Source organism: Mesorhizobium sp. WSM4815, assembly GCF_055811575.1.
Map to the genome: position 1 here is coordinate 21,005 of NZ_JBVVQS010000066.1, position 20,808 is coordinate 41,812.

Consider the following 20,808-nt stretch of genomic DNA (forward strand, 5'->3'; position numbering starts at 1 on the left):
GCCGAGCTGACGGTTCGGCTCTTTGCCCGCATCGACGCTGCAGCCATGCAGCTTTCCACGACCGCCCCAAGCCGGCTGTTACCTCGCGCGAGACCTCAACTGGCTCCATAGATCGTAGCCCGCAAGGAGGACGCCGATGCCGACCGCAACGCCCAGATCGGGATGTGGGACGAAACGGACTACGACGCCGAAAAACGCCAGAAAAGCTACAAACGCCAGGACGGCCAGGAAGCGGCTCAAATTCACCTGTTGTCCTCCATTCGACCCGTCCTCAGCCCCCGTAGATCAGGTTGGGCAGCCCGTACACGATCTGCGGGAAGACGTAGATGATGACCATGCACAGGATAACGATCAGCATATAGGGCATCATTCCGCGGAAAATATCCGAAAGCTGAACATGCGGCGGCGAAATGCCCTTGAGGTAGTAGGCCGACATCGCCATGGGCGGCGACAAAAAGGCCGTCTGAAGGTTGACTGCGACGAGCACGCCGAAAAACAGCGGATCGATCTCGAAATGCGCCAATAGCGGCAGGAAGATCGGAACGAAGATCACGATAATCTCCGTCCATTCCAGCGGCCAGCCCAGGATGAAGATGATGATCTGGGCGACGATCAGAAACATCAGCGGCGACATGTCGAGGCCGGTGACGAAATCGCTGATCAGTTGCTGGCCTCCCAGATAGGCAAAGACCGAGGCGAAGGTCGCGGAGCCGACGAACAGCCAGCACACCATCGCGGTCGTGCGCGCCGTCAAATAGACGGACTCCTTCAGGCGTTGCCACGTCAGGGCCCGGTAGGCGGCGGCCAGCACGACGCCGCCGAGCGCGCCGATGGCGGCAGCCTCCGAGGGCGTGGCAAGGCCGAACAGGATAGCGCCGAGCACCGCGAGGATCAGGGCCGCCAGAGGGACGAAGGAGGTCAGCAGCATCCAGCTGATTTGCAGGACCGAATAGTGCCCAACCTCGTCTCGGGTCGGCTTCGGCGCCACCTTCGGCTGCAGCACCGCCACCGCCACCACATAGATCAGATAAAGGCCGGCAAGCAGCAGTCCTGGAAGCAGGGCTGCCGCATACATGCGGACCACCGACACACCCGCCGTCGCGCCATAGACGATGAGCAGAATCGACGGCGGAATGAGGATGCCGAGGGTTCCGCCCGCGCAGATCACTCCCGAGGCGTAGCTGACGTCGTAACGCGCCTTCAGCATGGCGGGAAACGCCAGCAGGCCCATCAGTGTCACGACCGCGCCGACAATGCCTGTGGCCGTAGCGAAAAGCGTGCAGGTGATGAGGGCGGCAACCGCCATGGAGCCAGGAACGTGCCTGGTGGCGATATAGAGGGTGCCGAAAAGACGCTCGATGATATTGGCCCGCTCGACGATATAGCCCATGAACAGGAACAGCGGGATGGCAGTCAGCACGTCGTTCGAAATCACGGAATAGGTCTGGTTCACGAACAGATCGAAAATTCGGTTGTTGAAGAAGCCGCCGATCCAATGCTCCGCAAGCGTCCAGCCGTCGGCGCCATCCTCAACCGCCCGTTCGTAGGCGCGCCACATCCGTCCCGGATTTAAATAAGCGTAGTAGCCGAAGGCGACCCCGAGCGCCATCAAAGTGAACGCAACCGGGAAGCCAAGGAAGATCGCCAGAAGCAGAATGAGCAGCATCGCGACGGCGACCTGGGGATCGCTCATCTGTCTTCTCCGTCGCGGTCGGGTTTATTGTCGGGGTGGAGGAATGGGAGGTCGACTGCTTCTGAACCGTGATGCAGAACATCGAGCGTCTTGGCTTCCATCAGCACCTTCTCGGTCTCTTCCAGGTCTTCGGCCGCGCGCGGCCATGTTCCGGTTCGCAGACAGACGACGCAGCGGAACACCTGGGCAATCCCCTGCACGAAGAGCAGGATGCCTGCCGCCACGATGACGGCCTTGAACTGGAAGATCGGAATCCCGGCCGGACTGTTCGAGCTTACCTCGAGATAGCGGAAGCTGCGCGCGGCATACTTCCAGCCGGCCAGAATCAGCGCTGTGACGCCTGGGAAGAAGAAGATGATGTAGAGGACAAGTTCGACCGCCGCTTGCACGCGCGGCCTCCACAGACGGTAGATGAAATCGCCCCGCACATGCCCGTCCCGCGACAAGGTGTAGGCGCCGGCCATCATGAACATGGTGCCGTAGAGCATGTAGCTGAGGTCGAATGCCCACGCGGTTGGCGCGCTGAACAGGTATCGCACGACAACTTCATAGCTCACGCCGAGCGTCATGACGACGACGCTCCAGGCGAACACCTTTCCAAACCATGCCGAAAGTTCATCGGCGAATGCAATGTAGCGGAGCATGTGCAGGGTTCCGTCAGGTGCAATCCGGCGGCCCGCAAGACCGCCGGATTTGCCAAAGCGGAGGCGCGAATTAGAGCTTCAGCTTGCCGGGGAAATGATGTTCGTAGGCCAGTGTCAGGTCGGCTGAATTCATAAGCTCGTAGTAGACGACGCGTTCGACCCATTGGCGCTGGCTGTCGAGCACCCGCTTCATGAACTCATCCGCCTCCAGCGTCGGGATGATCTTGTCCCAAGCCTCGAGTTGTGCGTCGAGAATCTCCTTCGAGGTGCGGTGCACCGTGACACCGTGCTCGGTCTGCAGCTTCTGCAGGTCGGCCGAATAGTTGTCGAGGGCGAGCGCGGTGTTCGCGGTGCTGGCCGCCTCCACGCCATATTCGAGAATGGCCTTCAAATCATCGTCGAGGTCGTCGAACACGTCTTTATTGAACAGGAATTCGAACGACTCGCTCGCCTGATGGTAGGATGACAAGGTGTAGTGCTTGGCGACGTCCTGCGAACCGAAGCGAAAGTCGGATGACGGATTGTTGAATTCGAAGGCGTCGATAACCCCGCGCTCCATAGCCGGCACGATTTCACCGCCGGGCAGCTGCGCCACGCTGAGGCCAAGGTTCTGCATGAGATCGGCGGCAAGACCGACCGTCCGATACTTGAATCCCTGCAGTTCAGCGGTGGTCGTGACAGGCTTCTTAAACCAGCCGAACGGCTGCGCCGGCATCGGGAAGCCATAGAAGCCGACGACGTTGAGGCCCATGATCTCCTGCGTCAGCTCGCGGTAGAGATCCTTGCCGCCGCCCTGGTGGAACCAGGCGAGCATGGTGGTGGCGCTGCCGCCAAACACAGGGCCAGTTCCGAAAAGCGACGCGGCCTTGTGCTTGCCGTACCAGTAGACGGGGACGGTATGCGCGGCGTCGATGACGCCGTCATTGACGCCATCCAGCACCTGGAACGCGCCCACGACCGCACCCGCGGGCAGGAGCTCGAACTTCAGCCGGCCGCCGGACATCTTTTCGACGCGCTCTATGTATTGCCGCGCGAAATCCATCCAGATGTCCGAAGCAGGCCAGGAGGTCTGCATCTTGATAGTGACCGGCGACTGCGCCAGTACGGCCGGGGCCGAGAGCGTCGTCGCTGCAGCCGCACCGGCGGTGATGGCTGTGGACTTTTCCAGGAACCCGCGACGCGAGATTTTCTTGTCGGACATTTACTCCTCCCATGTTGTAAACGCTTCTGCCACAACCAGAATATGCGAACTCGCCCCTTGCGCAACCAGTTTCGCTGCCGGTGACATCGGCATCGGGCTTCGGTCTGGCACAAGCGACAATATGTTTCCGCATTCGACGATTTTTTAGTCGGCGCTTATCCTTGTTCTGGCCTACATAACGAATGTAGGACTGCTGCGCGGCATGCCAAGGCGGTCGGACCCTCTGGCCGACATCCCCACCCTCACGCCGCCAGCACCGCCTCGTCCAGGGCGCGAATGATCTTGGCCAGTTCGACGCATTCGTCATGCCGGACCTTGTTGCGCCGCCAGGCGAGGCAGATCGTGCGCTGCGGCATCGGTTCCTGGAACGGCACGATCTTCAAATCGCGCATGGCGCTGGCCGGCCCTGCCGCCATTTCCGGGATAAGCGTGACGCCGAGCCCGTGCGCCACCATCTGCAGCAGCGTCGTCAGGCTGGTCGCGCCATAACTTGCCATTGCCACCGGTCGCACGCTGCCGCAGACGGCAAGCGCCTGTTCGCGCAGGCAATGGCCTTCCTCCAGCAGCATCAGCCTTTCCAATGCCGGGCTTTCCGGCGGAACCGGCGGCGAGGCGAAGGCGGGATCGCCGGCCGGCACGGCAAGGAAGAACCGGTCGGAGAAAAGCGCCTCGGTGATCAGCCCGGACTGATCGAGGGGAAGGGCCGCTATGAAGGCGTCGAGCTTTCCCAGGGCGGTGTCCTCGACCAGCGACGCAGTCACCGTTTCACGCAATTCGAGCTGCAAGGCCGGGAAATGCCGTTTCAGCTCCGGCAGCACATGCGGCAGGAGATAGGGCGCCACCGTCGGAATGATGCCGAGCCGGAAGCGACCTTCCATGGCGGGGCGGCCGCGCCGGGCCGTGGTCTCGATCTCGCGGATGTCAGCAAGAATACGCTCGATGCGCGGCAGCATGGCCAGCGCCTCGTCGGTCATCCGCACCGATTTGCCGCCGCGCTCGAACAGCCGGCAATTCAGCCGCAACTCCATCTCCGCTATCTGCGACGACAGCGCCGGCTGGCTGACGCCGGCCAGCTTCGCGGCACGGCCGAAATGCAGCGTCTGTGCTAGCGCCTCGAAATATTGCATCTGCCGGACGGTGAGACCTATCATAAGCAAAACCTATCGCAACAAACAGGAAAGGCAATTTGTTTTTATCGGCAAGGCGGCCTAGTCTGGAACCATTCCAGAATGGCGTGGCTCAGGGCCCGTCCGGAAATCAACAATCCCGGAAATCAACAAATCCCGGAAATCAACAAGTCGGAGAGAACGATGGACGCAAAGACCGATGACACCAGCGCCGGCAAATGCCCGGTCGCGCATGGGTCGGCCGGCAGGACTAACCGTGACTGGTGGCCAAACCAGCTTGACCTTGCCGTTCTCCACCAGCAGTCGAGCGTCTCGGACCCGATGGGCGAGGACTTCGACTACGCCAAGGAGTTCAAGAGCCTCGATCTCGATGGGGTGATCAAGGACCTGCACCAGGTGATGACCGATTCGCAGGATTGGTGGCCGGCCGATTTCGGCCATTACGGCCCGCTCTTCATCCGCATGGCCTGGCACAGCGCCGGCACCTATCGCATCGGCGATGGCCGTGGCGGCGCCGGCGCCGGCCAGCAGCGTTTCGCGCCGCTCAACAGCTGGCCGGACAACGCCAATCTCGACAAGGCACGCCGGCTGCTGTGGCCGATCAAGCAGAAATACGGCAGGAAGATCTCCTGGGCCGACCTGTTGATCCTCACCGGCAACGTCGCGCTGGAATCGATGGGCTTCAAGACGTTCGGCTTCGCTGGCGGGCGCGCCGATGTCTGGGAGCCCGAGCAGGACGTGGATTGGGGGTCGGAAACCAAGTGGCTCGGCGACGAGCGCTATTCCGGCGACCGCGAACTTCGGGGCCATCTCGGCGCCGTGCAGATGGGGCTGATCTACGTCAACCCGGAAGGGCCGAATGGCAAGCCCGATCCGTTGGCCTCGGCACGCGACATCCGTGAAACCTTCGCACGCATGGCCATGAACGACGAGGAAACCGTGGCGCTCATCGCCGGCGGTCACACCTTCGGCAAGACCCACGGCGCCGGCGATGCATCGCTGGTGGGGGCGGAGCCGGAAGGCGCCGGCATCGAGGCGCAGGGCCTCGGCTGGTCGAGCAAGCATGCCACCGGCATTGCAGGCGACGCCATCACCTCGGGCCTCGAGGTGACCTGGACCACGACGCCGACCAAGTGGAGCAACAACTTCTTCGATAATCTGTTCAACTACGAATGGGAACTGACCAAGAGCCCGGCCGGCGCCCATCAGTGGACGCCGAAGGGCGGCGCCGGTGCAGGCTCCGTGCCGGACGCGCACAATCCGTCGAAGCGCCGCGCGCCGGCGATGCTGACCACCGACCTCGCCCTGCGGGTCGACCCGGCCTATGAGAAGATCTCGCGGCGTTTCCATGAGAATCCGGATCACTTCGCCGATGCCTTCGCTCGCGCCTGGTTCAAGCTGACCCATCGCGACATGGGTCCGGTTGTCCGCTATCTCGGCCCGCTCGTGCCGAAGGAAGAGCTGATCTGGCAGGACCCTGTCCCGGCCATCGATCACGAACTGATCAGCGAGCTGGACATCGCCTCGCTGAAGGCGAAGATCCTGGCCTCTGGCCTGTCTGTTTCCGAACTGGTCTCGACCGCCTGGGCCTCGGCCTCGACTTTCCGCGGCTCCGACAAGCGCGGCGGCGCCAACGGCGCACGCATCTGCCTGGCGCCGCAGAAAGACTGGGACGTCAATCAGCCGACCGAACTGTCGAAGGTGCTTGCGCAGCTCGAAGGCGTCCAGAGCGAGTTCAACGCCGGGCAGACAGGCGACAAGAAGGTCTCGCTTGCCGACCTGATCGTTCTCGGCGGCGTCGCCGCGGTCGAGAAGGCAGCGAAGGACGGCGGCCATGACGTGGAGGTGCCTTTCACGCCAGGCCGCATGGACGCCTCGCAGGAACAGACGGATGTCCAGTCCTTCGCCGCGCTCGAGCCAAAAGTCGATGGCTTCCGCAATTATGTCCGGGGCAAGCAGCCGATGTCGGTCGAAGCGATGCTGGTCGATCGGGCGCAGCTGCTGACCTTGACGGCGCCGGAGATGACGGTGCTCGTCGGCGGGTTGCGGGTGCTCGGCGCCAACACCGGCAAGTCGAAGCACGGGGTGTTCACCGACAGGCCGGGCACGTTGACCAACGATTTCTTCGTCAACCTGCTCAGCATGGACACGGTCTGGGATCCGGCCGCCGGCTCCGATGAAGTCTACGAAGCGCGCGACCGCAAGACCAAGGCGGTCAAGTGGACCGGCACCCGCGCAGATCTGATCTTCGGCTCGCACGCGCAGTTGCGTGCGCTTGCCGAGGTCTACGGGTCGGCGGACGCCGGGCAGAAGTTCGTTAGGGATTTCGTCGCTGCCTGGACCAAGGTGATGAACGCCGACCGCTTCGATCTTGCCCGATCCTGAGGCGGCAAGTGATTCTCTAACAAAAAAGCGCGGGCCTTGACCCGCGCCTTTTTGTATTGAAGCCTTGGAAAATCAGTCCTTCTCGAAGATACGGGTCTTGGCGACCACGCCGGCGATGGCGCCGCCGATCAGCGGTGCGACGATGAACAGCCAGAGCTGGCCGATCGCCGCACTTCCCGAAAACAGCGCCGGGCCGATCGAGCGGGCCGGATTGAGCGACGTGCCGGTCACCGGAATGATGGCGAAGTGCAGTCCTGCCAGCGTCAGGCCGATGACGAGGCCGGCAAAGGCCGTCGCGTGGCTGCCGCTGGTGACGCCGAGGATGACCGTGACAAAGGTGAAGGTTCCGATCAGTTCCCACAGGAGCGCCGAGCTGACACCCCACTTCGTCGCATCCCAGCCGTTGGCGCCGAAGCCGCCGGTATGGCCGCCGACCTGCCCGGAGACGATGATCCACAGCGCCAGCGACGCAATGATGGCGCCGATGACCTGCGCGATCCAGTAGGGGATGACGTCCTTGGCCTCCATTCGGCCGGCGAGGAACACGCCGAGCGTCACCGCCGGGTTGAGATGCGCACCCGAGATCGGGCCGATCGCATAAGCCGCCGCGATCAGGCCGATGCCGAATGCCAGACCGATGCCTTCCTGGCCGAGCGGCAGCGCGCCGCCGAAGCCGCCCGTCACCACCGAAGCCGTGCCGATGAACACCAGTAGAAATGTGCCTAGAACTTCCGCCAGGTAAGTCTTCATTGCCCTCTCCTTGTAATTTCCCGCCGATCCGCTTGCAGTTCTTGGCGAATCACGCAGCGGAAGACTATCGCAACTTCAAAAGTTTGAAAGCATAGCAATGCGAGGGCCGCTGATATCAAGAGAGCTGCGTTTGATCTGGCGTTCTCACGGGGAGAGGGTCAGGGTGAGGGGGCAGCGCAAACCTGAAGCGAGCGCCCTCTGCCCGCAAGACTCTCCCCGCTTGTGTGCGCCGGTCGCGCGCTTTAGAGCAGGACCCGGAATTGATTTGCTGAGTAACGGAATAACAAGATGCGACTGGGCGGACGGCTGGCAGCAGCCATCGAAGTGCTGGAGGATATCGGCCGGCGACACCGGCCGGTCGCCGATGCGCTGAAGGATTGGGGCCTGTCGCACCGCTTCGCCGGCGGCGGCGATCGCGCCGCGATCGGCAACATCGTCTATGACGCGCTGCGGCGAAAGCGCTCGGCCGGCTGGCTGTTGGGCGAAGATACGCCGCGCGCCATCGGTTTTGGCGCGCTGCTGCTCGAATGGAACCAGACGGCGCAGTCGTTGAACGAAGCGCTCGACGATGACAAGTTTGCGCCGCCGCCGTTGAACGACGATGAACTGAAGGCCATCGCTGACCGCCAGGTAAACGATGCGCCGCCGGCGGTGCGCGCCGATATTCCGGATTGGTGCGAACCGTTTTTCGAGCAGGCCTTCGGCGTCAGCTGGGTCGATGAAGGTGCGGCGCTGGCGACCCGCCCGCCGCTCGACCTTAGGGTCAACACGCTGAAGGCCGATCGCAACAAGGTGCTCGCCGAACTGGCCGAGACCGGCGCCAGGGCTGCACGAATTGCGCCGCACGGCATCCGCATCCCGCCGATCGCGGGCGACGGCAGGCACCCGAACGTGCAGGCCGAACCGGCCTTCCAGAAAGGCTGGTTCGAGGTTCAGGACGAAGGCTCGCAGATTGCCGCCACGCTGGCTGGCGCCGAGGCCGGGATGCAGGTTCTCGACTTTTGTGCCGGAGCCGGCGGCAAGACGCTGGCCCTGTCGGCGGCGATGGACAATCGCGGCCAGGTGTTTGCCCATGATTCCGAAAAAGCGCGGCTGGCGCCGATCTTCGACCGCATCCGCCGCTCGGAAAACCGCAACGTGCAAATCGTCACAAAGCCGACGGAACTCAGCCCCCTCGCGGGCCACATGGACATCGTCGTGGTCGACGCGCCCTGCACCGGCAGCGGCACCTGGCGGCGCCGGCCCGATGCCAAATGGCGGCTGACGCAGAAGCAGCTCGATGCGCGCAAGGGCGAGCAATCGGCGATCCTCGATGTCGCCAAGACCTTCGTCAAACCGGGCGGGCTGCTGGTCTACATCACCTGCTCGGTGTTCGACGAGGAGAATGGCGAGCAGGTCGCTGCCTTCAGGGATCGTAACAGCGGCTTTGTCCCGGTCGATCATCGCCAGCTCTGGGACAGCCGCTTTCCGGGCCACGAGGCGGCCGCACGCATCGGCGCAGCAGGCGGCATTGCGTTGTCGCCGGCGTTGAGCGGTACCGATGGGTTTTATGTCTGCGCACTGCGCAAGGGTGGCTGAACCTTGCCGGCGGGCTGATTGCTGCAGTGCAGCAATAGCGATTGCCTGCCGCTCATACCTCTGCAATAAGCTTTTCTGACAGGAGCGTGACAAGCTATGGCAGCAGAGATCGTACCCGCCCCCAATTATGAGGATCGTGTCAGGACGTCCTTCGCGCGCCAGAACGCCATGATGACGATCGGCGCCGAGCTGACGTTGGTGACGCCGGGCATCATCGAGATCGAGATGCCCTATTCGGCGGCGCTGACTCAGCAGCATGGCTTCCTCCATGCCGGCGTCATTTCGACGGCGCTGGACTCGGCCTGCGGCTATGCCGCGTTCTCGCTGATGCCGGAAAGCTCCAGTGTGCTGACCATCGAATTCAAGGTCAATCTGCTGGCGCCGGGCCGGGGCGAGCGTTTTCTGTTCCGCGGCTCGGTGACCAAGCCCGGCCGCACCATCATCGTCGCCGACGGCCAGGCCTATGCCTTCGCCGTCGACGGCGAGGCCAAGCTGATCGCCACCATGACTGGAACGATGATGATGGTGGTCGGGCGCGATGGCATTGAAGGCTGATCCGATGCGCAAGGCCGTCAGAATTGCCGGCAGGGACGTTCTTTTCGTGATGGCGGCGCAGGCCGAATACGGGCCGCATCTGCAGCGGCTGTTCACGCCTGTCATGACAGGGGTGGGGCCGGTCGAAGCGGGTGTCAGGCTGGGCGCGGAACTGTCATGGCTCAAATCTGAAAAGGCGCTGCCGGATCTCGTCGTCTCGCTCGGTTCGGCCGGCAGCCGGACACTGGAACAGACGGAAATCTACCAGGCCGTTTCGGTCGCCTACCGCGACATCGACGCCTCGCCGTTGGGCTTCGAGAAGGGCGCGACGCCGTTTCTCGACCTGCCGGTGACGGTGCCGCTGCCGTTCAGGATTCCAGGCATAGGCGAGGCGACGCTGTCGACGGGCGCGGCGATCATCTCCGGCAGCGCCTATGATGCGATTGGCGAGGACATGGTCGATATGGAGACCTTCGCCTGCCTGCGTGCCTGCCAATTGTTCGGCGTGCCGCTCGTCGGCCTGCGCGGCATTTCCGACGGGGCTGCCGATCTCAGGCATGTCGGGGACTGGAAGGAGTATCTCCATGTCATCGACGAGAAGCTGGCGGATGCGGTGACGCGGCTGGAACAGGCGATCGGCTCCGATGCGCTGCAGTTTGGACCATCGCATGACGCGGAAACGGAGTGAGGGAGACGCCTTCGCAACCCATTGCGCCGACTCGTTTCTTTCTCTAAACGCTCGCCATGAAGATAGCCAATCGTCCCGACACCGTCCTGCCCGACACCGTCCTGCCAGACACCGTCCTGATTGTCGATTTCGGCAGCCAGTTCACGCAGCTCATCGCCAGGCGCATCCGCGAGGCCGGCGTCTTTTCCGAGATCGTGCCGTTCCAGTCGGCCGAAGCGGCGTTCAGGCGCATCAATCCGAAGGCGGTGATCCTCTCCGGCGGCCCGGCCTCGACCGGCGACATCGGCAGCCCGCGCGCGCCGCAGATTGTCTTCGACGCCGGCGTGCCGGTGCTCGGCATCTGCTATGGCCAGATGGCCATGTGCGTGCAGATGGGCGGCGTCGCCGAAAGCTCCGACCATCGCGAATTCGGCCGTGCCTTCGTCGAGATCCAGAAGGACAGCCCGCTGTTCGAGGGCCTGTGGGCGCCCGGTCAGCGCCATCAGGTGTGGATGAGCCATGGCGACCGCGTCATCTCGCTGCCCAAGGGATTCGAGGTGTTCGGCAAATCGGAAGGCTCGCCCTTCGCCATCTTCGGCAATGTCGAGCGCAAGATGTACGGCATCATGTTCCACCCCGAAGTGGTGCACACGCCTGACGGCGCCCGGCTGCTGCAAAACTTCGTCCACAAGATCGCCGGCATCGAAGGCGACTGGACGATGCGCGCCTACCGCGAGCACGCGGTCGAGACGATCCGCAAGCAGGTCGGCAAGGGCAAGGTCATCTGCGCGCTTTCGGGCGGCGTCGATTCCTCGGTCGCAGCACTCCTGATCCACGAGGCGGTCGGCGACCAGCTCACCTGCATCCTTGTCGACCACGGGCTGATGCGCAAGGACGAGGCATCAGGCGTGGTGGAGATGTTTCGCCAGCACTACAATCTGCCGCTCATCCTGGTCGACGCCTCGGACCGCTTTATCGGCGCGCTCGAGGGCGAGTCGGATCCGGAAAAGAAGCGCAAGACCATTGGCCGGCTGTTCATCGAGGTGTTCGAGGAAGAGGCCGAGAAACTCGGCGGCGCCGATTTCCTGGCGCAGGGCACGCTCTATCCCGACGTCATCGAAAGCGTCTCCTTCACCGGCGGCCCGTCGGTGACGATCAAGTCGCACCACAATGTCGGCGGCCTGCCCGAGCGCATGAACATGCAACTGGTCGAGCCGCTGCGCGAACTGTTCAAGGACGAGGTTAGGGTGCTCGGCAAGGAGCTCGGCCTGCCCGACAGCTTCGTCGGCCGGCACCCGTTTCCCGGACCCGGTCTTGCCATCCGCTGCCCGGGCGGCATCACCCGCGAAAAGCTGGAGATCCTGCGCGAGGCCGATGCCATCTATCTCGACGAGATCCGCAAGGCCGGCCTCTATGACGCCATCTGGCAGGCCTTCGCCGTGCTGCTGCCGGTGCAGACCGTCGGCGTCATGGGCGACGGCCGCACCTATGAATTCGTCTGCGCGCTGCGCGCCGTCACCTCGGTCGACGGCATGACGGCGGATTTCTACCACTACGACATGGCGTTCCTCGGCGCCGCCGCCACCCGCATCATCAACGAGGTGCGCGGCATCAACCGCGTCGTCTACGACGTGACGTCAAAGCCGCCGGGCACAATCGAGTGGGAATAAAGGTGAACCATTCGCGAGCTTTCGGTAACCATCGATCAGAGTTGTATAAGCCTCTGAAGCAACTTAGTTTTCCTTACTCCATTTATCGCCATCTATCGCCTCGAAGCGGAATCAATTGGCGGTAAATTTGACGGCATGCGTTTCTGCCTTCTCTTTCATGCCATGCGATACCGTCGTCCCGCCGATTGCAAAGCGCACTCCCTTCTTGCCCATCAAAGCATTGAAATTGAAAGATTATTCCTAAACAGTTGACGGTAAAATCAATGACGGTAAAATTGGCGTCCGAGAAACCCAAGTTGTGATCCGATCCTCGTCATTATGTTAACAGATATTGCCCTTAAGCGACTGAAACCAAAGCACAAAATGTACAAAGTTGCCGACCGTGACGGTATGTACGCGGCGGTGTCTCCGACTGGGCAGATTGCGTTTCGGTACGACTACCGGACGAATGGTCGGAGAGAGACTGTGACGCTGGGCCGATATGGGAACGGAGGCCTCACGCTGGCAGAGGCGCGCGACCGCTGCCTTGCCGCGCGAAAAATGGTGGCAGCCGGAAAGTCGCCGGCGCATGAAAAGCAGCGCGACAAGCGTCGCCTGTCAGCCACGGCGAGTTTCGGGGATGAAGGCAAGCGCTGGTTCAAGGAAGCGAAGATGGCGGATAGCACCCGCTCGATGCGCGAGGCCATTTTCGATCGCGACATTCTGCCGATTTGGGAGAAAAGACAATTAACCGAGATAACACCTGACGACTTGCGGGCGCTCTGCGCAAAGGTGAAGGACCGTGGTGCGCCGGCAACCGCTGTTCATATCCGCGATATCGTGAAGCAGATATATAGCTTTGCCATTCTGCACGGGGAGAAGATCGCCAACCCCGCGGACGAGGTGGGACCGGCCTCAATTGCCACGTTCGAGGCGAAAGACCGTGCTCTGTCGCCTACAGAAATCCGGATAATGCTGAAAGAGTTGGAAAGCGTGCCGACGCTGCCGACCATTCGGCTCGGCCTAAAGTTCATCCTGCTCACGATGGTCCGGAAGAGTGAACTACTCGAGGCGACTTGGGACGAGGTCGATTTCCAGAACGCCGTCTGGAGCATCCCAAAAGAGCGAATGAAACGGAAGAAGCCGCATAACGTCTACCTGTCACGCCAGTCCCTCGACATCATGATCGCGCTCAAGACTTGCGCGGCGAACTCCCGATATGTGCTGCCGTCCCGCTACGATGCCGACGAGCCCATGTCGCGCGCGACCTTCAATCGGGTAACCACGGCGATTGTCGAGCGGGCAAAGAAGCAAGACTTTCCGCTCGCGCATTTCACGGTGCACGACCTTCGGCGCACCGGTTCAACACTCCTGAATGAGATCGGATTTAATCGCGACTGGATTGAGAAATGCCTGGCCCACGACGACAGCCGGTCCTCTCGAGGTGTCTACAACAGAGCTGAATATGAGCTGCAGCGTCGTCATATGCTGCAGGAATGGGCGGACATGATCCATGCGTGGGCGGCAGGCAAAAAGCACACCCCCACACTTCAGCCCCCTGCGGAGGCAGCGATTATCCTTGATCCGACTTGACAGGTCGCGTCTTTCGGAGTCTTACGTCAGGAGCAGGGCTGGTCTCGATTTTTCCGGCAGATGACGCATTCCGCCGCTCCTCGATCCAAGCTTCGACTTCTGCCAAGTCCCAGACAACGCAGCGGGGAGTGAGATTGAAGCGTCGTGGGAACTCGCCACGCTGTTCCATCTCATAAACAGTCGTATCCGATAGCGGAACGATTTCTCGCAGCTGCGACCGGCGAACAGTTCGCACTACTCGACACGACCCGATGTGTGGCAGAACCGGAAGTGGGTCCGGCTGCCCAATTTCGATGCCCTTGAATTTATCGACTTCGGAAGACGGCTGCCGTTTGATCATTTGCGTGACCGGGATGGGTTGCCTTGCTGGCCAACAATCGCGCAACTTTTCGAGGTTTCGTACAGCCCTCAATTGCGACCACGTATCCTTGCCTACTGACGTGAAGACTCAAGGGCATTCCACTGCGGATTATGTCGGGACCGCACCACCAATGGGATCCATCGAGCAGGCTCTCCATAAGATCCGACAGGCGATCCTCGCTGCCGGCTTGTCGAGGCCCGAATATCTCAAGCTGCGCGCTTACAATGACCTTGCGCCAATTGACGCGTTAATCGGCCGGCGCGGATAGATCGCAGCGGAGGGGAAGCGCCGCGAGATTACGCTCACAGCCGCGAGAACGCGAAGGCCGCCGGCTTCGCAGTTATGCCGTCGCCGATCTCACCAATAATGAGAGATGCCGACATGGACAGCGAGACTTGGTCGTTGGTTCAACGGCAGCAGGCTCGGCGGTCGCAACGGCTACCTTGGCAAATGCTGGGATGAGAAACGTTGCATCGCCAACATCTTCATCGAAGATGTGCGCGCATACTTCGAATTCCTGCGTGCCAGGCGTGGCTGATCGCGGAGAACTACAGAACAGCCGATGCCGACCGCCAAAAGGAAAGACAATGAAGGCGAGCATAGTTCCCGCTCCGCTTGGTTGTCTGCGGAACCGGACCGAGTGTTGGAAAATGAAAGTTGGGGACAGTGCTCTCCGGCAGTTGATTGCAGACGTATCACAATGCGTATTACGCCAACTCAACCACGCGGGGAAAATCGATGGCAAAGAAACCTAATGAGACTACGAGCAAGAAAATTGCTTCTACGGCATCCAAGTTGCTTCGTTCTAAGAGCTCCTCAAAGGCAGTCAAATCGGTCGCGGGATCCGCTCTTACGCAAAGGGTGAAAAAGAAGAAATAGCGCCGGTTTGACAGACATGAAGCAGTTCTTTGGCCTCATTCAGAAGCGCGCCAACTGTCAGACGCCCGTCGCCTGAAGGCGCTGAAGGACGAGAACGCGCGGCTCAAGAAGCTGCTGGCGGAGCAGATGCTCGACAATGGGATTCTGAAGGATGCCGCCGCAAAAATGTTTGGGCCCGTCCGGGCAAGGTGTCGCGAGATCGCGAATGACCTATGAAAGGGCCGATACGTGGCCAGCGCATTGCGCCGATCAACATCTTCGCCGCCAGCATCGAACATCACCTGGGGAGCGGGGGTTGTGGAAGTTCAACGGCGTCAATCCAAAGGGCATTCGACCCGAGACCGACGCGAAGATCTCTGATTTGATCGGGATGCTTGAAACATTCGCGTCAACCCCGTCAGCGGGAGACGAGCGCACCCTTCTTCAGACATGGTGCAATGCGGCCGTTTTGCATTGCGATCAGGAATGACATCGCTCACGGCGTGCCACCAACTTGGGAGATACGCTGAAATTTATGAACAATCCTCGCTGGCATGGCGAGACGCGCAAGAGACCGTCCAGCGACTATGGGCCGACACTCTGTCGATCTCGTTCGCCGCGCGTTCGCCGTTCTTCTGCGCGTCACTATTGGCGTTTCGACAGAGAAGATGGCGTTGATCGAGCTTGCGAACCCATCTCTGCTACGTGCCCTGCGCCGCGAATTATTCTGAGCGAGATGGCCTGCAAAGACTATAATCCGACCTTCGAGAAATACTAAATCCGCAGCGATGGCTTCCTATTTCCCCGCGAGCGCTACACTGGTCACCTTAAGAACGACTCGGAAGGCGTGCAAGCAGGAAGGCATGGGGCCCGGCGACGGCCTGGTACAATGGCGATGAGATTAATTCCTATGCAGCAAGCTTGAGCGCTGGCGTCCCTATGTGAAAAAAGGAACGCCCGAGTCGGGCAGTACGGCAAAAGTCTGGTTCGATAATGTTTTCCACGACCTTGTTGTCGAACTGGAAAACGGTGATTCGTTGCAAAGCACACTATGACCAGCGTGATCTCGGACGACGAGACGATACTGTTTGCTGTTCTAGCACGGGATCCCCAAGAGCCGATTCAGAAGGTTATTCGCCGCGGGAGCAACACCTTTAAGGAGGAGTTGCGCTCGGTGAGCAAGAAATTATCCGCTGGGCAGCATGGCAAGGTGGAATCCGCCAAGTAGTGTCGGTCAGAATGAGCAGATAGGCCGTCGGCTCTACGAAGAGCCGATGTTGAGGGGTACGGCCGGCCAGCCGAACTTCTCCGGCCTTCGGCTCAATCACTTTGAGGAGTCGCGCGGCAGCGAGGTATCGCTCGATCGCCTTGGCGCTTCCGGCATCGATCGCAAGGTTTCAAGCTATCTGGTCCCTCGCGCTCAAACGGCCGGCGAAACCTTCGGCAAGCCGAAGACGTTTGACGGATGGGCCATCGTGGCGGCCAAGGAACTCGTCCAGGCAAAGAAAGAGCCCAAGCTTCCGGTCCACGCCTCACCGGTCGATGATGAAGAGCCCAAGGACAACGTCTATCACGCTCACGTTGTACGGCCCGACGCGCTGAACTCCTACCTTATGGCGCTCCACTTGAAGCACATCTTCACGAGCTACGGGAAAGTCCACTCGGTCGACGCGCCAGACGAGGATTGGCTGGGATATCTGTCCAAACTACCAATGATTGGCAAAATCTTCGCAAAGCTCGGCAGAGCCTTTGGCAAAGGTAACTCAGACACACGCCGGTAGCGTCCAGCCGTTGGTGAGATTTTGCCTGTGTACATCAGCAAGACACCTCAGTTCGCTGCTTCGCAGTGGGGCATCGCCTTTTGGACGCAAAGAGCTGCCGGTCCGCTGTCGGCCCGCTGTAGACAGACAGCAAGGCGCCGCACGTCGGCCGTCGGGTGGCACCAAACCGTTCCCAACAGCTGCCACACGTTCGTGCGGCAAACATCGCCAGTGAATGGCGCTGCTAAACAGAATCCCCTTGCCTTTGACGTCGAACCTGCTCTTCGCGAGCTTGCCTTTCGGCCTCCCGGTCTGCGGCGTCGTACGTCTCTACGCGCATGCGTTGAAACCCGGTGAAGCCCTGCAGTGCATCCACGATGTCCTTGAGGCGCCGAGCCACGTCGTCGATGCTGTAGATACGCCAGTGAGAGTGGCCTTCGACACTTTCCACGCGCAATGCATCCTCGAAGGAGAATGGTCGGCCGTCGATGCCCGCGAATCGTATCGACATCCTGAACTCGGCGGGAACATTTTCGCGAAAGAGGTCCGGTCCTATGCCGAGATCGAACTTCAACACCTCATGAGGCCGCATGAACGATAAATCGCGCAGGATTTTTGAGTCCTGTAGGTCGAATCTTTCTGGCCATTCTGTTGTCTTCTTGATTGAGGCAGAGACTTCAGTCGCAGCTGCCCCGGAAAGATTGGCCACGTGCAGCTGCACGATGTTCGAGTGCACCTCGTTGACCCGTAGGTAAGCGACGACGCGCGGTCGGTTTGCAGATAGCCGTGACTGCTTGGTCTCGCCGAGCAGCTGGTAAGTAACCCAGGCGTAAAATGCGGTCACCATCAGCAGTGCAACAGTCGCAAGACCGGTGACTGCTCCAGCATTCTGATTCAGTGCTTCAATCAAGATGCCGCTCCGTCATTACTTTTGTGGTCAAAGGAGATGACTAGGTCAGTGTCGACTAAGCAGCTACTATACCGAAGCTAGGTCATGTTGTCTTGGCAGTTGCTGCCGAGCAGCTAAGCGCCTACTTTCTGCAATCTAGGGCGCGTTCAGCGTTAACTGAAAGCTGACGTTGCCGGCGGATGTCCGGAAAGTCGCATTCGCGCGGTTGGCGTCCACTATGTGAGGGCCTCCTGTGGGGTGTGTCAACATTTGTTCTGGCGTTGGCGTTGATGTAGGTCCACGAGTTGCATAGCATCTAAACCACAAGTCATGAACCGGCCGCGAATGAAATCGGATCAGTTTCTGTACCATTACTGTTCCAGCCCGACCGCCTTTGCGATCCTGCAGTCTCGGGCATTTCGCTTGTCGGCGTTGTCAGCGGCCAACGATACGCTGGAAGGACGCGTCCTGGGCAAAGTCTTCTCTGAGATGCTCTCCTCCACCACGCTCGCGAAAGGGGTGGTGGATGTTGCATCGGTGATTGCAGAAGGTTTCCCGGACTCCACAGAAGGATTCGCATTGTGTCTTTCCGAGGATGGCGACCTGCTCAGCCAATGGCGGGCATACGCTCGTGATGGCACGGGGGTATCGATCGGTTTCGCTACCGACGATCTGACTGCGGATTATGGAGCCGTCAATTTCGGGGCCCAGTACTTCGAGCTGACGAAGGTGGAGTATGGCGAAGAAGGTCTCCGCGAAAGCCTGCTCCCTGTTGTGGAAGCCGTTCAGGAATCGTTCTCTGAATACGGCGAGTTCGTCACCCTGAGCGAAGGCATCACGAAGGAACGCGCTTTGGCCGCTTTAGCGGATCGCGATGGCAACGTTCAGGGCCTGTTCAGGGGGCGGGAGAACAGCGCGGAACTTGTGTCGCAATTGATAGCGCTTCTTACGCCCCTGCACTTCCGTATCTACTCAACCAAGCCTCGGTCCTTTCATGAGGAAAGGGAATGGCGTCTCTTGCGCTATCGCCATCGCGTCCCGCTCACCGACGTGGAGTATTTCGCTGACGATTTCTCAGTCCGTCCGTACATTTCTTGCCTGATCGCTGATCCTGCGAAGAATGCCGTTCGAGAGGTCGTACTGGGACCGAAGCACAGGTCGAACATTAACTGGATGCGCGCCTTCTTGGCATCGGCAGACCTCTCTCATGTGCATGTCCGCCGATCCACAATCGCAAGCTATCGCTAGCCGATGGTTGAGCCGAGTGTGGGCGCCGCTCAGGCCCGTGCCATCGGATTGATCGCATGCCGGACGGTCGAGGCCGGTAGGCCCTCACGAGTGCTTGTCACCAGGATGGACGCAAGGATTTAGAAGGCTCTAGCAGGCCCTTGGACAGCCGACGGATAGCTCTTCTTCCTGACGGTGCATCCGGGATGTAAGGAGAACTCATACAACTATCCCCAGCCACCTCCGGTTGACGTCGAATCTCAGGAAAAGCTCTGCTTCTGGCTTGAATAGGAACTCCACCCATTTTCGCCTTGTATCGAAGACGTTTGCTCCATCACCGCCATTCTTGACGATGAATTTTGCAAACTTCCCCGACATATCAAAAATCAGAGACACTTCATCATTCGCGCGAACAACAAACCCTTCTTGGTTTAGCTTCGTGTCATATACGAACGGACCGCCATAGTACCGATTCCGTCTTGGGTCGATCATCATGTTTCTACGAGGATCGATCGACATATTCCGGTTTGGATCGATCATCATGTTCCGATTTGGATCGATCATCATGTTCCGGTTGGGGTCGATCATCATGTTCCGGTTGGGGTCGATCATCATGTTCCGGTTGGGGTCGATCATCATGTTCCGGTTTGGATCGATCATCATGTTCCGGCGGGGATCGATCGACATGTTCCTATTGGGGTCGAGCATCATGTTTCGTCTTGGATCATTGGTGGTGGGAAAGGTGGTCGCTCGGCCTGACTCGGATTCCTCGGACGAAAGGTCGAGCAGGAGAAGGTATTCCCCTTGCTGGTCGCTTTCGAGGCTCGTGAAAACCGTATACTCGCCCACCTCGAAGGTTATAAATCGCTCGCTTAGGGTGCGAACACTGACGCTATCAGATCCAACAAGAACGTCCGATTTTTCCTTCGTCTCGATGAGCTCTATTGCAGCTCCGAGTTCCCGAAGCCCACTAGCGGAAACTTGGGTAAGTTTCGTGGTAAACTCGGGGGTTACGACAAACCTCACTTCATGATCCTCTCGAATTCTTCCATAGCGCTCGTGAGCTCGCCTACGTTCCCGCTACGAATGAGCTCTCTATACCTGTCGGCAGCCTCAGGGAGACACTTACTCCTCATATACGCGCGACAATAATCATCACTCAAAAACATCTCAATTTTGCGATCATGGATGTAAAGAGCGCGGTGATAGAGGAACGTAATTGCCGCCAAGAACAGAAGACCATAGAAGCTCTTGGATTGGTAAAATTGTGACCAGAGAAAGTCTCCTACAGAGGAGATTTCCGCTACAAATGTTCCTGATAAAACTCCGGCGGCGATAGGAACTACTACTCCGAAGAGCGTCTTCCAGCCGGGAGATTCTAATATCTTTTCGAGCGTCTTGGAGCTCAAACAGTTTCCTCGGTCCACCTACGCAATCCGCAGACGGCATCCAAACCTGTATATTGTCAACGGGCGCTTTGACAGAAGTGCCGAAAACAAACGATCGCTCGAACGAGCGCGGAGCTTTCCCGAACCAAGACTGGCCCGCTAGCGCATTCGAATGTCCACTATCACTTCCGGGAAGCCGTCAACGGACCGTCTGCTGTCGGCCTAGCTGCCGACTAGTCCCCTTTCGCTTCCCTTCCGGCCAATGGTGCCCGAAGGAGAAGCACGATGGGACATTTTCCAGCACGATCCTGCGATGCCGGAGCGCAAAGCTTGGAATGCTAGCCGGAACGGCGCTCGCGCGATCGAGCGCTCTTTTTCGTCATCCAACGCATCTCTTCGCAACGAACCTCAGGTTCAGGTCCCACAACAGGTTCAGGTCCCACAAAAGGTCTTATAGACGCGGCCATCGCGCGGTGGTGGCTCGGCATAGCTCGCGAAGCCTGG

19 protein-coding genes and 1 pseudogene are annotated in these 20,808 nt (G+C 60.1%); 11 read left to right on the top strand and 9 right to left on the bottom strand.

What is annotated here, in order from left to right:
- Positions 1 to 271: 271 nt before the first annotated feature.
- From AC0L2B_RS01350 to AC0L2B_RS01365, 4 genes are all read right to left on the bottom strand, one after another.
- Positions 272 to 1,693 (bottom strand): TRAP transporter large permease, encoded by a 1,422-nt coding sequence (locus AC0L2B_RS01350; RefSeq protein ID WP_473743834.1) that lies wholly within the window; start codon positions 1,691 to 1,693, stop codon positions 272 to 274.
- Positions 1,690 to 2,337 (bottom strand): TRAP transporter small permease subunit, encoded by a 648-nt coding sequence (locus AC0L2B_RS01355; RefSeq protein ID WP_473743836.1) that lies wholly within the window; start codon positions 2,335 to 2,337, stop codon positions 1,690 to 1,692. The genes AC0L2B_RS01350 and AC0L2B_RS01355 overlap by 4 nt, the downstream gene beginning before the upstream one ends.
- Before the next feature lie 70 nt (positions 2,338 to 2,407).
- Positions 2,408 to 3,538, bottom strand: coding sequence for a TRAP transporter substrate-binding protein (locus tag AC0L2B_RS01360; protein ID WP_473743838.1), 1,131 nt, complete (start codon positions 3,536 to 3,538; stop codon positions 2,408 to 2,410).
- Positions 3,539 to 3,780: 242 nt separating this feature from the next.
- On the bottom strand, positions 3,781 to 4,689 hold the full coding sequence (locus AC0L2B_RS01365) for a hydrogen peroxide-inducible genes activator (protein ID WP_027152430.1): 909 nt from the start codon (positions 4,687 to 4,689) through the stop codon (positions 3,781 to 3,783).
- 159 nt (positions 4,690 to 4,848) lie between these two features.
- On the opposite strand from AC0L2B_RS01365, the gene katG reads away from it, so the two are divergent.
- The gene (gene katG / locus AC0L2B_RS01370; protein WP_473743840.1) at positions 4,849 to 7,050 is read left to right on the top strand and encodes a catalase/peroxidase HPI; all 2,202 of its coding nucleotides are present in this window, start codon (positions 4,849 to 4,851) and stop codon (positions 7,048 to 7,050) included.
- A gap of 72 nt (positions 7,051 to 7,122) precedes the next feature.
- On the opposite strand, the gene AC0L2B_RS01375 is transcribed toward katG, so the two are convergent.
- On the bottom strand, positions 7,123 to 7,800 hold the full coding sequence (locus tag AC0L2B_RS01375) for an MIP/aquaporin family protein (RefSeq protein WP_027152432.1): 678 nt from the start codon (positions 7,798 to 7,800) through the stop codon (positions 7,123 to 7,125).
- A 288-nt stretch (positions 7,801 to 8,088) separates the two neighbouring features.
- Between AC0L2B_RS01375 and AC0L2B_RS01380 the strand changes: the two genes are divergently transcribed.
- From AC0L2B_RS01380 to AC0L2B_RS01400, 5 genes are all read left to right on the top strand, one after another.
- Positions 8,089 to 9,378: an RsmB/NOP family class I SAM-dependent RNA methyltransferase gene (locus AC0L2B_RS01380; protein WP_473743843.1), complete on the top strand. Its 1,290-nt coding sequence runs from the start codon at positions 8,089 to 8,091 to the stop codon at positions 9,376 to 9,378.
- A gap of 96 nt (positions 9,379 to 9,474) precedes the next feature.
- On the top strand, positions 9,475 to 9,933 hold the full coding sequence (locus AC0L2B_RS01385) for a PaaI family thioesterase (RefSeq protein WP_473743844.1): 459 nt from the start codon (positions 9,475 to 9,477) through the stop codon (positions 9,931 to 9,933).
- Positions 9,934 to 9,937: 4 nt separating this feature from the next.
- Positions 9,938 to 10,600, top strand: a complete 663-nt coding sequence (locus tag AC0L2B_RS01390) for a 5'-methylthioadenosine/S-adenosylhomocysteine nucleosidase (protein WP_287053078.1) — start codon at positions 9,938 to 9,940, stop codon at positions 10,598 to 10,600.
- A gap of 56 nt (positions 10,601 to 10,656) precedes the next feature.
- Complete coding sequence (gene guaA, locus AC0L2B_RS01395; RefSeq protein ID WP_023800374.1) at positions 10,657 to 12,249, top strand: glutamine-hydrolyzing GMP synthase; 1,593 nt, start codon at positions 10,657 to 10,659, stop codon at positions 12,247 to 12,249.
- Positions 12,250 to 12,567: 318 nt separating this feature from the next.
- Positions 12,568 to 13,821, top strand: coding sequence for a tyrosine-type recombinase/integrase (locus tag AC0L2B_RS01400; RefSeq protein WP_473743847.1), 1,254 nt, complete (start codon positions 12,568 to 12,570; stop codon positions 13,819 to 13,821).
- Here AC0L2B_RS01400 and AC0L2B_RS01405 read toward each other — a convergent pair.
- Entirely contained in the window at positions 13,802 to 14,161 is a 360-nt protein-coding gene (locus AC0L2B_RS01405) for a helix-turn-helix transcriptional regulator (protein WP_473493420.1), read from the bottom strand. The two genes, AC0L2B_RS01400 and AC0L2B_RS01405, sit on opposite strands and share 20 nt — an antisense overlap.
- A gap of 951 nt (positions 14,162 to 15,112) precedes the next feature.
- Here AC0L2B_RS01405 and AC0L2B_RS01410 point away from each other — a divergent pair.
- The 4 genes and pseudogenes from AC0L2B_RS01410 to AC0L2B_RS01425 all read left to right on the top strand — a co-directional run.
- Positions 15,113 to 15,226: pseudogene (locus AC0L2B_RS01410) on the top strand (IS3 family transposase); the annotation flags it as partial.
- A 40-nt stretch (positions 15,227 to 15,266) separates the two neighbouring features.
- The gene (locus AC0L2B_RS01415; RefSeq protein ID WP_473513792.1) at positions 15,267 to 15,530 is read left to right on the top strand and encodes a hypothetical protein; all 264 of its coding nucleotides are present in this window, start codon (positions 15,267 to 15,269) and stop codon (positions 15,528 to 15,530) included.
- A 561-nt stretch (positions 15,531 to 16,091) separates the two neighbouring features.
- Complete coding sequence (locus tag AC0L2B_RS01420) at positions 16,092 to 16,268, top strand: hypothetical protein (RefSeq protein WP_473513790.1); 177 nt, start codon at positions 16,092 to 16,094, stop codon at positions 16,266 to 16,268.
- 49 nt (positions 16,269 to 16,317) lie between these two features.
- Positions 16,318 to 16,821, top strand: a complete 504-nt coding sequence (locus AC0L2B_RS01425; protein WP_473513788.1) for a hypothetical protein — start codon at positions 16,318 to 16,320, stop codon at positions 16,819 to 16,821.
- A gap of 223 nt (positions 16,822 to 17,044) precedes the next feature.
- Here the strand turns inward: AC0L2B_RS01425 and AC0L2B_RS01430 are convergent, their stop codons facing one another.
- On the bottom strand, positions 17,045 to 17,710 hold the full coding sequence (locus AC0L2B_RS01430; protein ID WP_473513786.1) for a hypothetical protein: 666 nt from the start codon (positions 17,708 to 17,710) through the stop codon (positions 17,045 to 17,047).
- Positions 17,711 to 18,034: 324 nt separating this feature from the next.
- Between AC0L2B_RS01430 and AC0L2B_RS01435 the strand changes: the two genes are divergently transcribed.
- Positions 18,035 to 18,937, top strand: coding sequence for a DUF2971 domain-containing protein (locus AC0L2B_RS01435; protein ID WP_473513784.1), 903 nt, complete (start codon positions 18,035 to 18,037; stop codon positions 18,935 to 18,937).
- Positions 18,938 to 19,135: 198 nt separating this feature from the next.
- On the opposite strand, the gene AC0L2B_RS01440 is transcribed toward AC0L2B_RS01435, so the two are convergent.
- Both AC0L2B_RS01440 and AC0L2B_RS01445 read right to left on the bottom strand, forming a co-directional pair.
- Positions 19,136 to 19,942 carry a hypothetical protein gene (locus AC0L2B_RS01440; RefSeq protein WP_473743850.1) on the bottom strand — a complete coding sequence of 269 codons (807 nt, stop codon included), beginning with the start codon at positions 19,940 to 19,942 and terminating at the stop codon, positions 19,136 to 19,138.
- Positions 19,939 to 20,325, bottom strand: coding sequence for a hypothetical protein (locus AC0L2B_RS01445; RefSeq protein ID WP_473743852.1), 387 nt, complete (start codon positions 20,323 to 20,325; stop codon positions 19,939 to 19,941). The genes AC0L2B_RS01440 and AC0L2B_RS01445 overlap by 4 nt, the downstream gene beginning before the upstream one ends.
- Positions 20,326 to 20,808 lie beyond the last annotated feature (483 nt).